18 protein-coding genes are annotated in these 13939 nt (G+C 57.8%); 12 read left to right on the top strand and 6 right to left on the bottom strand.

Translation table 11 applies throughout. From position 1 onward, the window contains the following. Positions 1 to 36 precede the first annotated feature (36 nt). Both EF879_RS26140 and EF879_RS26135 read right to left on the bottom strand, forming a co-directional pair. Positions 37 to 429, bottom strand: a complete 393-nt coding sequence (locus EF879_RS26140; protein WP_123563188.1) for a multidrug transporter — start codon at positions 427 to 429, stop codon at positions 37 to 39. After that, positions 426 to 1310 (bottom strand): carbohydrate kinase, encoded by an 885-nt coding sequence (locus tag EF879_RS26135; protein ID WP_123563186.1) that lies wholly within the window; start codon positions 1308 to 1310, stop codon positions 426 to 428. The genes EF879_RS26140 and EF879_RS26135 overlap by 4 nt, the downstream gene beginning before the upstream one ends. A gap of 20 nt (positions 1311 to 1330) precedes the next feature. Between EF879_RS26135 and EF879_RS26130 the strand changes: the two genes are divergently transcribed. Together EF879_RS26130 and EF879_RS26125 are read left to right on the top strand one after the other, a co-directional pair. Next, positions 1331 to 2539, top strand: coding sequence for a glycoside hydrolase family 32 protein (locus tag EF879_RS26130; protein ID WP_123563184.1), 1209 nt, complete (start codon positions 1331 to 1333; stop codon positions 2537 to 2539). Between the two features lie 133 nt (positions 2540 to 2672). Continuing rightward, positions 2673 to 4694, top strand: coding sequence for a sucrose-specific PTS transporter subunit IIBC (locus tag EF879_RS26125; RefSeq protein WP_123563183.1), 2022 nt, complete (start codon positions 2673 to 2675; stop codon positions 4692 to 4694). Between the two features lie 266 nt (positions 4695 to 4960). Here EF879_RS26125 and EF879_RS26120 read toward each other — a convergent pair whose 3' ends face one another. Further along, the gene (locus EF879_RS26120) at positions 4961 to 5878 is read right to left on the bottom strand and encodes a hypothetical protein (RefSeq protein ID WP_123563181.1); all 918 of its coding nucleotides are present in this window, start codon (positions 5876 to 5878) and stop codon (positions 4961 to 4963) included. Between the two features lie 535 nt (positions 5879 to 6413). Between EF879_RS26120 and rplN the strand changes: the two genes are divergently transcribed. The 3 genes from rplN to rplE are packed head-to-tail and all read left to right on the top strand — an operon-like array spanning position 6414 to position 7655. Further along, positions 6414 to 6782, top strand: coding sequence for a 50S ribosomal protein L14 (gene rplN / locus EF879_RS26115; RefSeq protein ID WP_005322812.1), 369 nt, complete (start codon positions 6414 to 6416; stop codon positions 6780 to 6782). A gap of 4 nt (positions 6783 to 6786) precedes the next feature. Next, positions 6787 to 7101 (top strand): 50S ribosomal protein L24, encoded by a 315-nt coding sequence (gene rplX / locus EF879_RS26110; protein WP_023027809.1) that lies wholly within the window; start codon positions 6787 to 6789, stop codon positions 7099 to 7101. A gap of 2 nt (positions 7102 to 7103) precedes the next feature. Further along, positions 7104 to 7655, top strand: a complete 552-nt coding sequence (gene rplE / locus EF879_RS26105; protein ID WP_023020566.1) for a 50S ribosomal protein L5 — start codon at positions 7104 to 7106, stop codon at positions 7653 to 7655. Positions 7656 to 7873: 218 nt separating this feature from the next. Here the strand turns inward: rplE and EF879_RS26100 are convergent, their stop codons facing one another. Beyond that, the gene (locus EF879_RS26100; protein WP_123563179.1) at positions 7874 to 8851 is read right to left on the bottom strand and encodes a hypothetical protein; all 978 of its coding nucleotides are present in this window, start codon (positions 8849 to 8851) and stop codon (positions 7874 to 7876) included. 140 nt (positions 8852 to 8991) lie between these two features. On the opposite strand from EF879_RS26100, the gene EF879_RS26095 reads away from it, so the two are divergent. Beyond that, entirely contained in the window at positions 8992 to 9777 is a 786-nt protein-coding gene (locus EF879_RS26095; protein ID WP_123563177.1) for a formate/nitrite transporter family protein, read from the top strand. On the opposite strand, the gene fdhD is transcribed toward EF879_RS26095, so the two are convergent. Together fdhD and EF879_RS26085 are read right to left on the bottom strand one after the other, a co-directional pair. Next, a complete protein-coding gene (gene fdhD, locus EF879_RS26090; RefSeq protein WP_123563175.1) occupies positions 9774 to 10592 on the bottom strand; it encodes a formate dehydrogenase accessory sulfurtransferase FdhD in 819 nt (272 codons plus the stop codon). The genes EF879_RS26095 and fdhD overlap by 4 nt on opposite strands. Continuing rightward, complete coding sequence (locus tag EF879_RS26085; protein WP_123563220.1) at positions 10592 to 10840, bottom strand: DUF6457 domain-containing protein; 249 nt, start codon at positions 10838 to 10840, stop codon at positions 10592 to 10594. The genes fdhD and EF879_RS26085 overlap by 1 nt, the downstream gene beginning before the upstream one ends. Before the next feature lie 355 nt (positions 10841 to 11195). On the opposite strand from EF879_RS26085, the gene rpsH reads away from it, so the two are divergent. From rpsH to rplO, 6 genes are read left to right on the top strand one after another with little or no spacing between them, the layout of a single operon-like run. Continuing rightward, positions 11196 to 11579 (top strand): 30S ribosomal protein S8, encoded by a 384-nt coding sequence (gene rpsH, locus EF879_RS26080; protein ID WP_005322799.1) that lies wholly within the window; start codon positions 11196 to 11198, stop codon positions 11577 to 11579. Positions 11580 to 11594: 15 nt separating this feature from the next. Beyond that, complete coding sequence (rplF, locus tag EF879_RS26075; RefSeq protein WP_005322792.1) at positions 11595 to 12131, top strand: 50S ribosomal protein L6; 537 nt, start codon at positions 11595 to 11597, stop codon at positions 12129 to 12131. A gap of 3 nt (positions 12132 to 12134) precedes the next feature. Beyond that, a complete protein-coding gene (rplR, locus tag EF879_RS26070) occupies positions 12135 to 12536 on the top strand; it encodes a 50S ribosomal protein L18 (RefSeq protein WP_005322788.1) in 402 nt (133 codons plus the stop codon). Positions 12537 to 12576: 40 nt separating this feature from the next. Further along, complete coding sequence (gene rpsE, locus EF879_RS26065; protein WP_023020586.1) at positions 12577 to 13200, top strand: 30S ribosomal protein S5; 624 nt, start codon at positions 12577 to 12579, stop codon at positions 13198 to 13200. Positions 13201 to 13203: 3 nt separating this feature from the next. Further along, a complete protein-coding gene (gene rpmD / locus EF879_RS26060; protein ID WP_023020587.1) occupies positions 13204 to 13389 on the top strand; it encodes a 50S ribosomal protein L30 in 186 nt (61 codons plus the stop codon). A gap of 3 nt (positions 13390 to 13392) precedes the next feature. Further along, the gene (gene rplO, locus EF879_RS26055; protein ID WP_123563173.1) at positions 13393 to 13839 is read left to right on the top strand and encodes a 50S ribosomal protein L15; all 447 of its coding nucleotides are present in this window, start codon (positions 13393 to 13395) and stop codon (positions 13837 to 13839) included. Positions 13840 to 13939 lie beyond the last annotated feature (100 nt).

Below are 13939 nucleotides of genomic sequence, written 5' to 3'. Positions count from 1 at the left end.
TGGAAACCCGCTAACTGTGGCTGTTGCCCAGTCGCTCTAGTTGACCTTTCTTTGTACATCTAGAAAGGAAATTGCCACTACAAAAAGATTGAGCACGCTTCCCGCGCCGAGCAAAAAGGTGCCGATTCGATAGGAGCCTGTGCCTACAGCGGCCATGTTGCCGTAGATATAGACCCAGATGCCCCAGCCGATGAGTAGAACGAGGCCGGCAAGTCCAGAGAGTAGGCGGAGGCTACGAGGGGAGGAGGGGGCGAAGAATTTATAGGCGGCGTCGACAAGCGTGCAAGCCGCAAGCCCCAGACTCAGCCCGCCGGTTAACCAGACCGGAAGTAGAGCGGAGGCGCCAAAGACTACGGGCAGGATAAACGCGAGAAACGCGAGAATAAAGAGCGCGGAGTGCAGCCACAGGGTGCGCTTGGTGTAGGTCATAGCGAAGACTCTACTTCCTCGCGCCGCGGTGGGTTGGCGCCCTTCCGGGAGACGGTGATTCCTGCAGCGGCCGCGGCGAAGGAAAGCAGTTCCTTCCACTCTGCAGCGTCCAGTTGGGCAAGCGCGGAGGAGTCGAGCCCCCGCTCGTCAATTTGGGTCAGCAATGCGGCCATGATGGTATCGCCGGCGCCGATGGTATCGGTCACGGGAACCTGTGCGGCCGGCACGTTTAGCTTGGTCTCACCGGCCTGCACGCTAAGCCCCTCCCCGCCGCGGGTAACTATTACAACGGGTACCTGGGAGATGAGATCGGGGCCGAGGAAATCCACCTCTTCATCAGAAAGTTTAAGCAAGGTGACGTGAGGGAGCAGGTCCGCCAGGAACGCGCGGTGCTCTGGGGTGGCGTAGAACGGCCGGATATTCGGATCCAGGGCGACCAACGTGCCTTGGACGGCAAAATCCTTGAGCAGTTGCGCATAGCGGGAGGCACCAGGTTCAAGGGCGAGGGAGACCGTGCCGAAGCACGCGATATCGGCCGGCACTAAACGTGGTTCGACCAAGCGGTCGGCCGTGCCCTCGATATAAAAGTTATAGGAGGCCGAGCCGTCCTCATGGATGGTGGTCACCGCCAAAGTAGTGGGCTCATCGCCGCGCTGCAGGTGCGTGGTGGTCACGCCCTCGGCCTCGAGGCGGGCGACGAGCTCCTGCCCAAAACCATCGGTGGAAATGCGGGATTGGAATTCCACATCGGCGCCCAGTCGCGCCGCCGCGATGGCCACGTTAAATGGCCCGCCGCCCAGCGCCGGCGTGTGGTCGTTCAAGCTGCCAGGGGCTACCGGAACGAGATCCACGAGCCCTTCACCGCACACATGAATAGTCATATTTTCATAGTATCGGTGATATGAACTACCGGCCCAATTTTCATCTTGCCCCGCCCCAAGGCCGCCTCAATGATCCCAATGGTGTCTTTGTAGACGGTGATACCTTGCATGTTTATTACCAACATGACCCTGCTTTTCCGCGCCAGCCCAAGCGCACCGGCTGGGGCCATGCGACCACTAGCGTTTCCGCGCCCACGCCATGGCAGCACCACCCGGATGCCTTATACCCGGATCTTTCCTATGACAAGGATGGCTGCTATTCCGGTGGCGCGGTGGTCGATGGCACCGATGTCTGGCTGTTTTATACAGGCAACCTGAAACAGGATGGCCGTCGCATCCCCTCGCAGAACCGCGTGCGCGCCCTCGACCCTTCGGGCCCTGAAGGTGGCATCTATCTTCGCGATGAGAATAACCCCCTCATCCCGGACTCCCCGACGGGCTATACGGGCCACTTCCGTGACCCGCAGATCACCCGCGACGCTGACGGTTGGAGGATGGTCATCGGCGCCCAAACCGAAGATGAACGCGGCACCATTGTTATGTACCGCTCCCAGGATTTAGCGCAGTGGGAATTTCAGGGCGAGATTGTTTTTGATGATCCTTCCCAGCTGCCGGGCGGATATATGTGGGAGTGCCCTAATCTCCTCACGCTAGGGGACAAGCAGGTACTCATCTTTTGCCCGCAAGCAGAAACGGACCGCTGCGGCTATGTCGTGGGCATGCTCAAAGGGCTGGATTTTCACATTGAGCGCGGCTTTACACTTTTGGATCACGGCACCCAGTTTTATGCGCCGCAGGCCACTGAGGACGGCATCCTACTGGGGTGGATGGGCATGCCCGCCCAGGATGACACCCCGACGCAAGGCTGGGTGCACACCTTGACCCTGCCACGCCGCATATGGCTGGAGGGTGACTACTTGCACCAAGAGCCACTGTGGTCCGCCTTGCCGGAGACCCACGGGCGTGAAGGCTTTGGCTCCACCATCGATATCAAGGGCGAAGGTTCCTTTGCTCTTATCGACGCCGCCGGGGATGAAGCCTTCCGCGTCACCCAACGCGACGGAACCATTTCCTTTAATGGCGGAGAACCCATCGACTGCCCGGATGGTGACATGCGCTTGATTGCCGATGGCTGCGCCGTTGAGGTCTATGCCGGGGGTGGTCGCATCGCTGCTTCGTTCGCGGTGTTTGGCGAGTCACCGTGGCAGGGGTGGGAATCGCGCGGGTAGGTGTACTTATCACCGGTGAAGTTGCCAACACTTCGCCCGAATGTGTGGACTTAGGCCCGAATTCCAGCTGTAATGGACATAAGTAGTCACGTCCGGTATTAGGATGTGAGCCATTACACTGAAGGGCTCTTCTATGGACCACAAGGAAGTAGCCGCCCGCACGCTTAAGGCGCTCGGCGGCGAAGACAACATCATCGCACTCGCGCACTGCGCCACGCGCCTGCGCATGGTGCTGCAAGATTCGGACAAGGTGGATACCGCCGCGCTGGATAATGACCCCGACCTCAAGGGAACCTTTGAGGCTGGCGGCATGTTTCAGGTCATCGTCGGCCCTGGTGACGTCAATATCGTCTTCCAAGAAATGACCAACCTTGTTTCCAAGGATGTGGCCGTATCCACCGACCGTCTGAAAGACATCGCTGCTGAATCCGGCAACTGGTTTAGCCGCGCGGTTAAAGTCTTGGCGGATATCTTCGTGCCGCTCATCCCCATCCTATTGGGCGGCGGTTTGCTTATGGCGCTCAATAACGTCTTGACGGCCGAGGGCCTGTTTGGCGATAAATCCGTCATCGAGATGTTCCCGGCGTGGGAAGGATTTGCCGGGCTAGTTAACTTGCTCGCCGCCGCGCCGTTCGCCTTCCTGCCCATTCTTGTCGGATTTACCGCGACGAAGCGCTTTGGTGGCAACGAGTTCCTTGGCGCCGGCATGGCTATGGCGATGGTCATGCCCGATTTGGTCAGCGGCTATAACGTGGCGGAAGCGATTGACAGCGGCGAGATGTCCTACTGGAATATCTTTGGCTTCGACGTCGCCCAGGCCGGCTACCAAGGTTCCATCCTTCCTATCTTGGTGATTTCGTGGATCCTCGCCACCCTGGAGAAATTCCTGCACAAGCATCTCAAGGGCACCGTGGACTTCATGCTCACCCCGCTGCTAACGCTGCTCATTACCGGTTTCTTAACCTTTATGGGCTTGGGGCCCATTCTGCGCACGGCCGGCGACTGGCTGGGCATGGGCTTGGCCAACCTCTATGACTTCGCCGGTCCAGTGGCCGGTTTCCTCTTCGGCCTCGTTTACTCGCCGATTGTGATTACCGGCCTGCACCAATCCTTCCCGCCGATCGAAACCATGTTGTGGAATGAGGGCGGCTCCTTTATTTTCCCGATCGCCTCCATGGCCAATATTGCCCAAGGTGGCGTCGCGCTCGCCGTGTACTTCCTGGCCCGCTCCGAAAAACTCAAGGGCTTGGCCGGTGCCTCCGGCATTTCTGCCCTGTTTGGTATTACTGAGCCCGCCATCTTCGGTGTAAACCTTCGCCTGCGCTGGCCGTTTTATATCGGCATGGCAGCTTCTGCAATTTCTTCTGCTTTCATCGCTATCTTTGGCGTGCTTGCCGACGCCCTCGGTGCCGCCGGCTTCATCGGGTTCGTCTCCGTTCCCCGTTTTGTCCCGACCTTCCTTCTGTGCGGCGTCATCTCTTTCGTGATTGCCTTTGTGGGTGCGTACCTCTACGGCCGTGTGCTCATTCGTAAGAATGGCTCCATTGACCCGGATGAGGTCAACCCTCCGGCAGCCGAAGCTCAGGCCGCCGCTGCCACCCCAGCCGCGGTAGCTGCCGACGATGCCTGCACCATCTTCTCCCCACTGGAGGGCACCGCCGTGCCACTATCTCAGGTCAGCGATCCTATGTTTGCCGGCGGCAAGCTAGGCCAGGGCGTGGCAATCGAGCCCACCGTGGGCAAGCTGGTTGCGCCTGCCGACGGCAAAATCACCGTCACCTTCCCCTCCCACCATGCCTACGCCATCCGCACCAAGGATCCGGCAGTGGGCAATATCGATATCCTCATGCATATCGGTTTCGATACGGTAAACCTCAAAGGCGAGCACTTCACCTCTCACGTAAACAAGGGCGATGAGGTCAAGCGGGGCGATGTCCTCGCCGAATTCGACATCGAGGCCATTAAGGCCGCCGGCCTTCCTGTGACCACCCCGGTGGTTGTCTCCAATTCAAAGAAGACCGGCCCGGTGATCCCTACCGAGGCCTTCCGCCCCGGCGAGCTCATTGGCTCCGGTACCGATATCTTCACCGTGGACCCCAAGCCCGCCGTAGTACCGGCACAGACAGCCTCGCCGGCTTCCGACTCCGCGTCTTAATACGCATCCTTTAAAGCCAACGGTGGGCTCTCGAGTCCATTTCATTAGGTCCATAGTGATCAGGCCGATCTGAGGAAAACTACTCCTCAGATCGGCCTTTTCTACCTCAATTAAGCCTGATCAGATCGGCCTTAACTCGGATGTGCCCTTGACTCGGTGTGACCGCAGTTTTAGTCAGGCATACAAAAAGCTGCGCCGGCCGGACCGTAGTCCAACCGGCGCAGCCAGTCTCTACTCAGTTTCCTACTTGGTAGGAAGGCTCTTTCTTAAGCGAAGAACTTGCGGCGTGCGGCGAATGCGCCAGCAGCAACCATCGCAGCTACAGCCAGTGCAGCCAGAGCCTGTGCAACGGAGTTGGAGCCGGTCTCAGCGGACATACCACGTGCGGAGTCTGCGGACTCGCCAGCAGCTGGTGCAGCTGGAGCGGAAGGAGCGTCAGCCTGAGCAGCGTCGCCCTCAGCGAGCTGACCGCCCTGGGCGATAACTTCGTCCTTGTTAGCGTTCAGCATCTGCTCGGAAGCAGCCTTCTCCTCAGCAGTTGGCTGCTGGTTCTTGCGTGCCTCGTCCTTGACGTAGGTCTTGCCGTCCTGGGACAGGTACCAGGTGATGCCACCGATGATCAGTGCAGCAGGCAGTGCCAACCAAGCCAGCTTCTTCTTGTCAAACTCAGGCTTTGCATCCTCAGACGGGAAGGCCTTTGCGTAAGCATCGCGCATCTCGTCGGTGATCTCTTCGTTCACCAGGGCCGGATCGTTGACGTAAACATTGGGATCCTTCAGGCTCTGGTACCACTCGTTGCCCTCGGCGTCCTTCTTGGTGGCTGGAGCGGGGATGCCTTCTGCTTCGGAGCCCTCGGAATCAGTGCCCTCGGCGTCAGCTGCGCCTTCAGTATCGGCTTCGGTTCCAGAGGTCTCAGAATCAGTGTTTTCACCAGCGTCGGACTGCTGACGCTCCCAGATAGCGCGAGCTTGATCCTCAGTGAGGGTAGGTACGGTGTCCTCGCCGGCTGGGTTCTCAAAGCGGTCGCGTGGTGCGTAGCTGCCGTCAGGCTGCTTGTCGTAGGTAATGCCATCGGATTCGATGGAAGCTGGGAGTGGCATCTGAGCCTGAGCAACAGCTGCGCCGCCAAAGGCGAGGGCGCCGGTCAGTACAGCAGCGGTCAGGGTCTGTGGCAAACGCTTCATGTGTTTCTCCTTCGGGGAATATTGAAAAGCGCAAAGAAAATGTCTTTCTCGACGTAGATAACAGTAGTCATAAACTTCACGGTTGTCACACGGAAATCAGAAGTTAACTGTAATTTTCCTGCGTCACGGCTGCGAGGGAATCTCGCTATTAAACCAGGTGTTCGACAGGATCTGTACCGAGGGGCATTAAAGTGTGATTTATATATGCAGAGTGCGACGAATTTTTCTATGCACCTGCACGTGTCGCTGTAATCGAAATAAGGATCCAGGGGGTAAGCGGGTGTACTGGCGAAAATAAATGTGGAGGTAGGGGGGCGTCGGCAAGCATTGAGCGGCGTTTTGGTATGGGCGCTGCCGTGTGGTTGAATGTATAGGTTGCAAAAGCTGGTCGGCCCGTAGTGGTGCGTTTCCGAACCGCCGGTCCGAGACCCTTCGGCATAGTCCGTTGTCAAGGCTTGAGCATCGCAAGTTTGTAGACCGCGTGCGGCAAGGACGGAAATCTTACCGCACATCAATCCAGGTCAGGAGACCCATAGTGATTCAGCAAGAATCGCGTCTGCGCGTCGCCGACAACTCTGGTGCACGTGAACTGCTGTGCATCCGCGTTCTCGGCGGCTCTGTCCGACGCTCCGCTGGCATCGGCGACGTTATCGTCGCGACTGTCAAGGACGCCGTTCCAGGCGGCAACGTCAAGGAAGGCGACGTAGTTAAGGCCGTTATCGTCCGCGCGAAGAAGGAGACCCGTCGTCCGGACGGCTCCTACATTCGCTTTGACGAGAACGCTGCAGTTGTTCTCAAGGGCGATAGCGAGCCCCGTGGTACCCGTATCTTCGGACCGGTTGCTCGCGAACTTCGTGACAAGCGTTTCATGAAGATCGTTTCTCTCGCACCGGAGGTGATCTAGTCTTATGAAGATCCATAAGGGAGATATGGTGATCGTCATTTCGGGCCCAGATAAGGGCGCGAAGGGCAAGGTTATCGAGGCATACCCAAAGCGCGACAAGGTCCTCGTTGAGGGCGTTAACCGCATCAAGAAGCACGTCGCAAACTCTGCTGCCGAGCGTGGCGCCGAGTCCGGCGGAATCGTTACCCAGGAAGCACCGATCCACGTGTCCAACGTTGCGATTGTTGACTCCGAAGGCAACCCGACCCGCGTGGGCTACCGTTTCGACGAGAACGGCAAGAAGGTCCGTATCGCGCGTAGCAACGGGAAGGACATCTAAAAATGAGCGAGAACTACACCCCGCGTCTGAAGACTCGCTACCGCGAGGAAATCCGCAAGACCCTGAATGACGAGTTCAAGTACGACAACGTCATGCAGATCCCTGGTGTCACCAAGGTTGTTGTCAACATGGGTGTTGGCGAAGCCGCACGTGACTCCAAGGTCATCAACGGCGCACTCGAGGACCTGACCGCTATTACCGGTCAGAAGCCGCAGCTGCGTCGCGCTAAGAAGTCCATCGCGAACTTTAAGCTTCGTGAGGGCATGCCCATCGGTGCACGCGTTACCCTGCGCGGCGACCGTATGTGGGAGTTCCTGGACCGCCTGCTGACCATCGCGCTGCCACGTATTCGTGACTTCCGCGGTCTGTCTGATCAGCAGTTCGACGGCCACGGCAACTACACCTTCGGCCTGTCCGAGCAGTCCATGTTCTACGAGATCGACATCGATAAGATCGATCGCCCTCGTGGTATGGACATCACCGTCGTTACCACCGCTACTAACGACGACGAGGGCCGCAAGCTCCTGCGCGAGCTCGGCTTCCCGTTCAAGTAGGCCATCCATTAGCCTAAAGCCCAGCCTTCCTAAGGAAGAGCTGGGCTTTAGCTATTTCACGCGTGAGTTGCAAGATTCTGCAACCCTTGCAAGCACATAGATTTCAAAGCGCGTAGAAGTTCCCCTTCTCTTTGCACAGCGCCGCTTGTGCCTGCACAAGGAGAAGCAATCCGAAGTGTGGCTAGGCGAATGGTCTAAGCGCCTGGTGCGTCTCTGTTTTATGAAGCTGTCGCTTCAGTGCGCGTGGTTCCCTCAAACTGCCAACCAACTACCGCATTTTTTACAGCCGGCTCGAGTAGGTTGGCCGGTTGGATACAACTAATAGTGAGCAAACGGCCGGGCATAGGGCCCTCACCCCAAATGCTGGTATCACTCGATAGTCCAGATTTTTGCGGGTCATGGAGATCTGTTGCGGTGTAAATGAGCCAGTTCTGCCCCGAAGTTTTGGTCCGGACATAAAGCTTATCTCCCAAGCTAACCTTGTGCTCATTGGCAGCACCATCGTAAAGGTTATTAAATACAGCCGGAACACCCGCGCCCGTATGTCCAGAAATGACCACAATATCGTTAGCATTTGTCCCGGGTAGAGAGTAGGGGCGGTCCTCAGCCGTATATGTACAGGCTTTGTCCATAGTATCTGGATTAATTGCGCCATCAACTACACGGCAGGAGCCAGCTTCAAATTCTGCATGAACATCGATAGCGGGAATGAAAAGTTCCACAGCGGCCGAAGGCTCAATCACTGGAGCGTTTTCAGCGGAAACTTCATTTTCCTCTAGACCTTCGGGGGGCTGTACAGCCTGATGAATGGTGCTAACCAAGATGACGGTGAGGACAATACCCAAAACTATCCGCAAAAGCCCAAAGCGTTTCCAAAGCTCCTTTAGCTTAGAGCCATGGCGTGGCTTTTTACGGTGGCGAGGAAGCGAGGTATCTTCAACGCGACGTGGCCGGTTGCGCCGCTCGGCGCGGCGAGCGCGATTTTCACTGCGGCGCCATTCTTGCTTAGCTGCTTTGCGGGAATGGCGAGTGGAGCGGCTTGAACTTGAAGTATTTTCCCAGGCGGAGAACTGCGTCGTCTCGGGGTGCTGTGTTGCCGGCGTGTTGCCACGGTAGCGGGAGCGCGATGAAGTCTCTTGCCGTCCCTCTACTGAGCGTCGATACGGCTCCCTGCGCGGAGAGTAGTGGGAATCCATGCGACCTCCGAAGAGAAATTAAGGGTTATAGGAAAGCTCTAGCTTACAACGCAGGGGCATGCATACCCGGAATTGACGCGGAATCAGGTGGTCAGGATAAGATTAGAAGGATTTAATTCTCTTTAATTAATGAGGTTGAAATGTCTCTCAATGATGCCGCCAAGGCGGCGGCCGTCAAGAAGGTCACCTTATTAGATGAATCCTTCGCTCGCTTTGCAGTTCGCGCTACCTTGGCAGGTGTGTACCTGTGCATCGGTACCGCCTTTGCCGGTGTGGTAGGCCAGGCCGTCAACGGCGTTGCACCGGGTTTGGGCTCCGTGGCTTTTGCCCTGTTTTTCGGCGTAGGCCTTTTCGCCATTCTGCTCCTGGGAGCCGATCTGGCCACCGGCAACATGATGTACATGGTCTATGCCGCCAGCAATAAGCATGTGGCGTGGGGCAAGGCCCTGTACCTGCTGCTCATCACCACCATTTTCAACCTGGTAGGCGCGATCATCTTTGCTGCGATTATGGCGATGTCTGCCAAGTTCGCCGACCTAGATCCCTCGCACCTTTTGGTGACGGTTTCTGAAGGCAAGCTCACCAAGTCCCCGCAGGGCATGTTGGTAGAGGCAATTGCCGCGAACTTCGTGGTCAATATGGGTATCGTGGGAGCCATTTTTGCCAAGGACGCGGCTTCGAAGTTCTTCGTGATTATCCCGATTATCGGTGCCTTCGTGGCATTGGGTCTGGAACACGTTATTGCGAACTTCTGCCTATTTAGCATCGCGCTCTTCGCTTCCGACCCAGTGCCGGCCACTCTGACTGTTGGCAACGTAGCGCTCAATTGGATCCTGGTGTGGATCGGCAACTTCATCGGCGGCGGCCTTTTGGTTGGCGGAGTGTACTCGTGGCTCAACCGTGGCCCAGAGGCCTACCGTGACTAGGCGAGCTCGCCGGAATACAAATTAAAGCGGTCGCCGCGAGCAAATCCCACGAGCGCCATGCCGGTCTCGCGAGCCGTTTCCACCGCTAGGGAAGAGGCGGCGCTGACGGCAACCAGCATTCCGAAGCCGGCCATTGCGGCCTTCTGGACGAGCTCAAAGCTGGCGCGCGAGCTCATTACCAAAATGAGATCGTCCGCAGGCAGACGATCTTCTAGCAGAAGGTGACCGATGACCTTATCGGCGGCATTGTGTCGGCCGATATCTTCGCGGATGACAACCGGTTCACCGGCCAAGGTGAAGGCACCGGCGGCGTGGATGCCGCCGGTCTTTTTAAATTGCTTCTGTTCGGCGCGAAGTGCTTCGGGCAGCTTGGATACGACATAGGGATCCACCGGCACGTGGGGAATCGGGTAACGCGTCTGCTTGGTTAATGCCTCGATAGAGGAGGTTCCGCAGACGCCGCAGGCAGAGGTTGTGGTGGTCAGGCGCAGATCGCTTAGGTCAAGCACATTCTTTTTCGCCAGGTCGACGTCGAGCAAGTTATAAGTATTCATTCCGTCGACGGTGGAGCCGGCGCAGTAGCGGGCTTCCGAGACATCGTTAAGCGAGGCAATATGGCCCTCCGAATGCAAGAAACCGTGCGCTAGCTCGATGTCATGGCCGGGAGTGCGCATGGTGGTAGTAATGGTCTGGCCGCCGACGCGGATTTCGAGGGGCTCTTCGCCCGCGACAGCATCGGCGCGGGTATCGATGTACAGGTCTTCTCCCAAACGGACCTTGGTGACGGCAAAGGTGGAATTCTTGCGACCGGCCATTACTGCAGCACCTGCTTTAGGGCGGCAATATTGCTACGCGCTTCGTCTACGTCACTAGAAGCGAGGCCGACGAGGAAGGCAGTAAGCGGGGCTGCCGGGCGGGAGCGATTATGTGCAACGTCTTTAGTTAAATCCAGGATTTCGCGGATGAGCGCGGTTGCCTCTTTTGGGTCGAGGTGAAGGTGACGGGCGGCTTCTTCCAGCCACTCGTGGGCGGATTGGATGGGGTCCTCGTGCGTTTGGGTCATAGCCATCTCCTTATTTACGTTCGTGCTGGTCTTGACTCTAATGATTGGGCGGAACTATTTGGAAAACCCCAGGTTATGGCGTAGCATAGTACCTCGTGCTTGCGCCGAGGTTCCGGCGTGCCTCAATCATTGCGAATTTTGGCGCGCTGAGCTGCAGAAAGCGCCGAGCCGATGCAAGAACTGAACATCAACTTTGTTGTAGGCCCCTCGCCGTAGATAGCGGACCGTTGTCTGAATCAAAGGGTGGCGAGCGCCTCACGGTACTGACCGTGGGGAGCGTGAGTAGCCCGAAATCACACGGAAAACGCTTTGGTGAGTACGGGAACCGCAACGAGAAAGGTACACGGTCACTCATATGACTATGACTGATCCTATTGCCGACATGCTGTCGCGCGTGCGCAACGCAAGTAATGCGCACCATGACACCGTGTCGATGCCTACCTCCAAGCTGAAGGCAAATATTGCTGACATCTTGAAGCAGGAAGGCTACATCGCTGACTACACCGTCGAGGGCCACACCCTGTCCCTCGAGCTGAAGTACAACAACCGCGAGCGCTCCCTGTCTGGCCTGCGTCGCGTGTCTAAGCCGGGTCTGCGTGTGTACGCAAAGTCCACCGAACTGCCACAGGTCTTGGGCGGCCTGGGCGTGGCTATCATTTCCACGTCCCACGGCGTGCTGACTGACCGTCAGGCTGAGGAGAAGGGCGTAGGCGGAGAAGTTCTCGCCTACGTCTGGTAAAGGGAGGTTTGACACATGTCTCGAGTCGGTCTAGCACCAATCGCCGTACCGAACGGCGTCGAAATCAAGATCAACGGCCAAGACGTTGAGGTTAAGGGCCCAAAGGGCACCCAGAGCGTTAACGTTCCAGAGCCTATCGCCATCAACCTGGAAGACGGCGTACTGTCCGTCTCCCGCCCTGATGACCACCGCAAGCACCGTGCTCTGCACGGTCTGTCCCGCTCCCTGCTGAACAACGCCGTTGTTGGCGTGACCGAGGGCTACACCATCAAGATGGAAATCTTCGGTGTCGGCTACCGTGTTCAGCAGAAGGGTAAGGACCTGGAATTCAGCCTGGGCTACTCCCACCCGATCCTCATCGAGGCTCCGGAGGGAATTACCTTCGCAGTGGACGGCGCAACCAAGCTGTCCATTACCGGTATTGACAAGCAACTAGTCGGACAGATCGCCGCTAATATCCGTCGTCTGCGTAAGGACGATCCTTACAAGGGCAAGGGTATTCGTTACGAGGGCGAGCAGATCCGTCGCAAGGTCGGAAAGACGGGTAAGTAAGCAATGGCAAACACTGAAAACACCAAGCGCACTCCAGTCGGCAAGGACATCTCCTCCCGTCGTCGCGAGGCACGCGCACGCCGTCACTTCCGTATCCGTAAGACCCTGCGTGGCACCCCTGAGGCACCGCGTCTGGTTCTTCACCGCTCCTCCCGTCACATGCACGTGCAGGTCATCGATGACCTGGCAGGCCACACCCTGGTCTCCGCATCCTCCATGGAGGCGGACGTTCGTGCACTCGAGGGCGATAAGAAGGCCAAGGCTGCCAAGGTAGGCGAGCTGGTTGCCGAGCGCGCTAAGGCCGCTGGCATCGAGCACGTCGTATTTGACCGCGCAGGCTACAAGTACCACGGCCGCGTCGCTGCGCTGGCTGACGCCGCACGTGAAGGTGGTCTGAAGTTCTAATGATCATCGTCAACGGAAACATCAACGGAAGGAACGCCTAATGTCGGACCGTGAACAGCGTGACGGCGGACGCTCCGCCGAGAACAACAAGAACAACCGCGGTGGCAACGGCCGCCGCAACGATCGTCGTAACCACCAGGACAACGAGCGCGATAAGTACATCGAGCGCGTTGTGACCATTAACCGCGTCTCTAAGACCGTTAAGGGTGGCCGCAACATGTCCTTCACTGCCCTCGTCGTCGTTGGTGACGGCCAGGGCCAGGTTGGCGTTGGCTACGGCAAGGCCAAGGAAGTCCCGGCCGCAATCCAGAAGGGCGCTGAAGAGGCTCGCAAGAACTTCTTCCGCGTTCCGATGATTGCCGGCACCATCACCCACCCGGTTGAGGGGCGCGACGCAGCTGGCATCGTCATGATGAAGCCTGCCGCACCTGGTACCGGTGTTATTGCCGGTGGTGCTGCTCGTCCAGTGCTTGAATGTGCTGGCGTGCAGGACATCCTGTCGAAGTCCCTGGGCTCCGACAATGCACTCAACGTCGTCCGCGCTACCGTGGACGGCCTCAAGCAGCTGGTCCGCCCTGAAGAGGTTGCCGCACGTCGTGGCAAGTCCATCGAAGAGGTCACCCCGGCCCGTATGCTGCGCAAGCGCGCAGGTCAGGAGGCATAAGCAATGGCTCTGAAGATTACACAGGTAAAGGGCCTGGTGGGCACCAAGCCGAACCACCGCAAGAACATTGAGGCTCTTGGCCTCAAGCGCATCGGTCAGTCCGTAGTTAAGCAGGACACCCCGATCGTTCGCGGTATGGTTCACAAGGTTCGCCACCTGGTCACCGTCGAAGAAGTGGCAGGGGAGTAAACCATGGCTGATATCATCAAGCTGCACGACCTGCGCCCAACCGCAGGAGCAAATAAGCCTAAGACCCGCGTTGGCCGCGGTGAGGCATCCAAGGGTAAGACCGCTGGTCGCGGTACCAAGGGCACCGGTGCTCGTAAGCAGGTTTCTGCTGCTTTCGAGGGTGGCCAGATGCCGATCCACATGCGTCTGCCTAAGTTGAAGGGCTTCAAGAACCCGAACCATGTTGAGTACCAGGTAGTTAACGTTGCTGACCTGGCCGAGAAGTTTGCAGATGGCGGCGACGTCACCGTTGCTGACATCGCAGCTGCTGGCTTGGTCCGCGCTAATAAGCCGGTTAAGGTTCTGGGTAACGGCGACATCAACGTTAAGTTGAACGTCACCGCTGACAAGTTCTCCAAGTCTGCTGTTGAGAAGATCGAGGCTGCTGGCGGTTCCGCCAACACCAAGTAATCTCCTCTAGGTAGATTTCATCCCCCTCTCCGCGCAAGTGAACTAGCCCCCGAAAGTTGGACTGGTTTAATTCTAGGCGGTTAGGGGCACAAGGGTCTGG

Source organism: Micromonospora sp. HM5-17 (assembly GCF_003762835.1).
GTDB lineage: Bacteria > Actinomycetota > Actinomycetes > Mycobacteriales > Micromonosporaceae > Plantactinospora.
Note: the sequence above shows the minus strand (reverse complement) of the source record. Positions and strands in the feature narration are given on the sequence as shown.

Bases quoted from the DNA above. Each gene is read 5' to 3' on its own strand.
- rpmD (WP_023020587.1), top strand. From the start codon at position 13,204: ATGGCTCTGAAGATTACACAGGTAAAGGGCCTGGTGGGCACCAAGCCG.
- EF879_RS26095 (WP_123563177.1), top strand. From the start codon at position 8,992: ATGTCTCTCAATGATGCCGCCAAGGCGGCGGCCGTCAAGAAGGTCACC.
- rplO (WP_123563173.1), top strand. From the start codon at position 13,393: ATGGCTGATATCATCAAGCTGCACGACCTGCGCCCAACCGCAGGAGCA.
- fdhD (WP_123563175.1), bottom strand. From the start codon at position 10,592: ATGGCCGGTCGCAAGAATTCCACCTTTGCCGTCACCAAGGTCCGTTTG.
- rplX (WP_023027809.1), top strand. From the start codon at position 6,787: ATGAAGATCCATAAGGGAGATATGGTGATCGTCATTTCGGGCCCAGAT.
- EF879_RS26140 (WP_123563188.1), bottom strand. From the start codon at position 429: ATGACCTACACCAAGCGCACCCTGTGGCTGCACTCCGCGCTCTTTATT.
- EF879_RS26100 (WP_123563179.1), bottom strand. From the start codon at position 8,851: ATGGATTCCCACTACTCTCCGCGCAGGGAGCCGTATCGACGCTCAGTA.
- rpsH (WP_005322799.1), top strand. From the start codon at position 11,196: ATGACTATGACTGATCCTATTGCCGACATGCTGTCGCGCGTGCGCAAC.
- EF879_RS26120 (WP_123563181.1), bottom strand. From the start codon at position 5,878: ATGAAGCGTTTGCCACAGACCCTGACCGCTGCTGTACTGACCGGCGCC.
- EF879_RS26125 (WP_123563183.1), top strand. From the start codon at position 2,673: ATGGACCACAAGGAAGTAGCCGCCCGCACGCTTAAGGCGCTCGGCGGC.
- rpsE (WP_023020586.1), top strand. From the start codon at position 12,577: ATGTCGGACCGTGAACAGCGTGACGGCGGACGCTCCGCCGAGAACAAC.
- EF879_RS26135 (WP_123563186.1), bottom strand. From the start codon at position 1,310: ATGACTATTCATGTGTGCGGTGAAGGGCTCGTGGATCTCGTTCCGGTA.
- rplF (WP_005322792.1), top strand. From the start codon at position 11,595: ATGTCTCGAGTCGGTCTAGCACCAATCGCCGTACCGAACGGCGTCGAA.
- rplR (WP_005322788.1), top strand. From the start codon at position 12,135: ATGGCAAACACTGAAAACACCAAGCGCACTCCAGTCGGCAAGGACATC.
- EF879_RS26085 (WP_123563220.1), bottom strand. From the start codon at position 10,840: ATGACCCAAACGCACGAGGACCCCATCCAATCCGCCCACGAGTGGCTG.
- rplE (WP_023020566.1), top strand. From the start codon at position 7,104: ATGAGCGAGAACTACACCCCGCGTCTGAAGACTCGCTACCGCGAGGAA.
- EF879_RS26130 (WP_123563184.1), top strand. From the start codon at position 1,331: ATGAACTACCGGCCCAATTTTCATCTTGCCCCGCCCCAAGGCCGCCTC.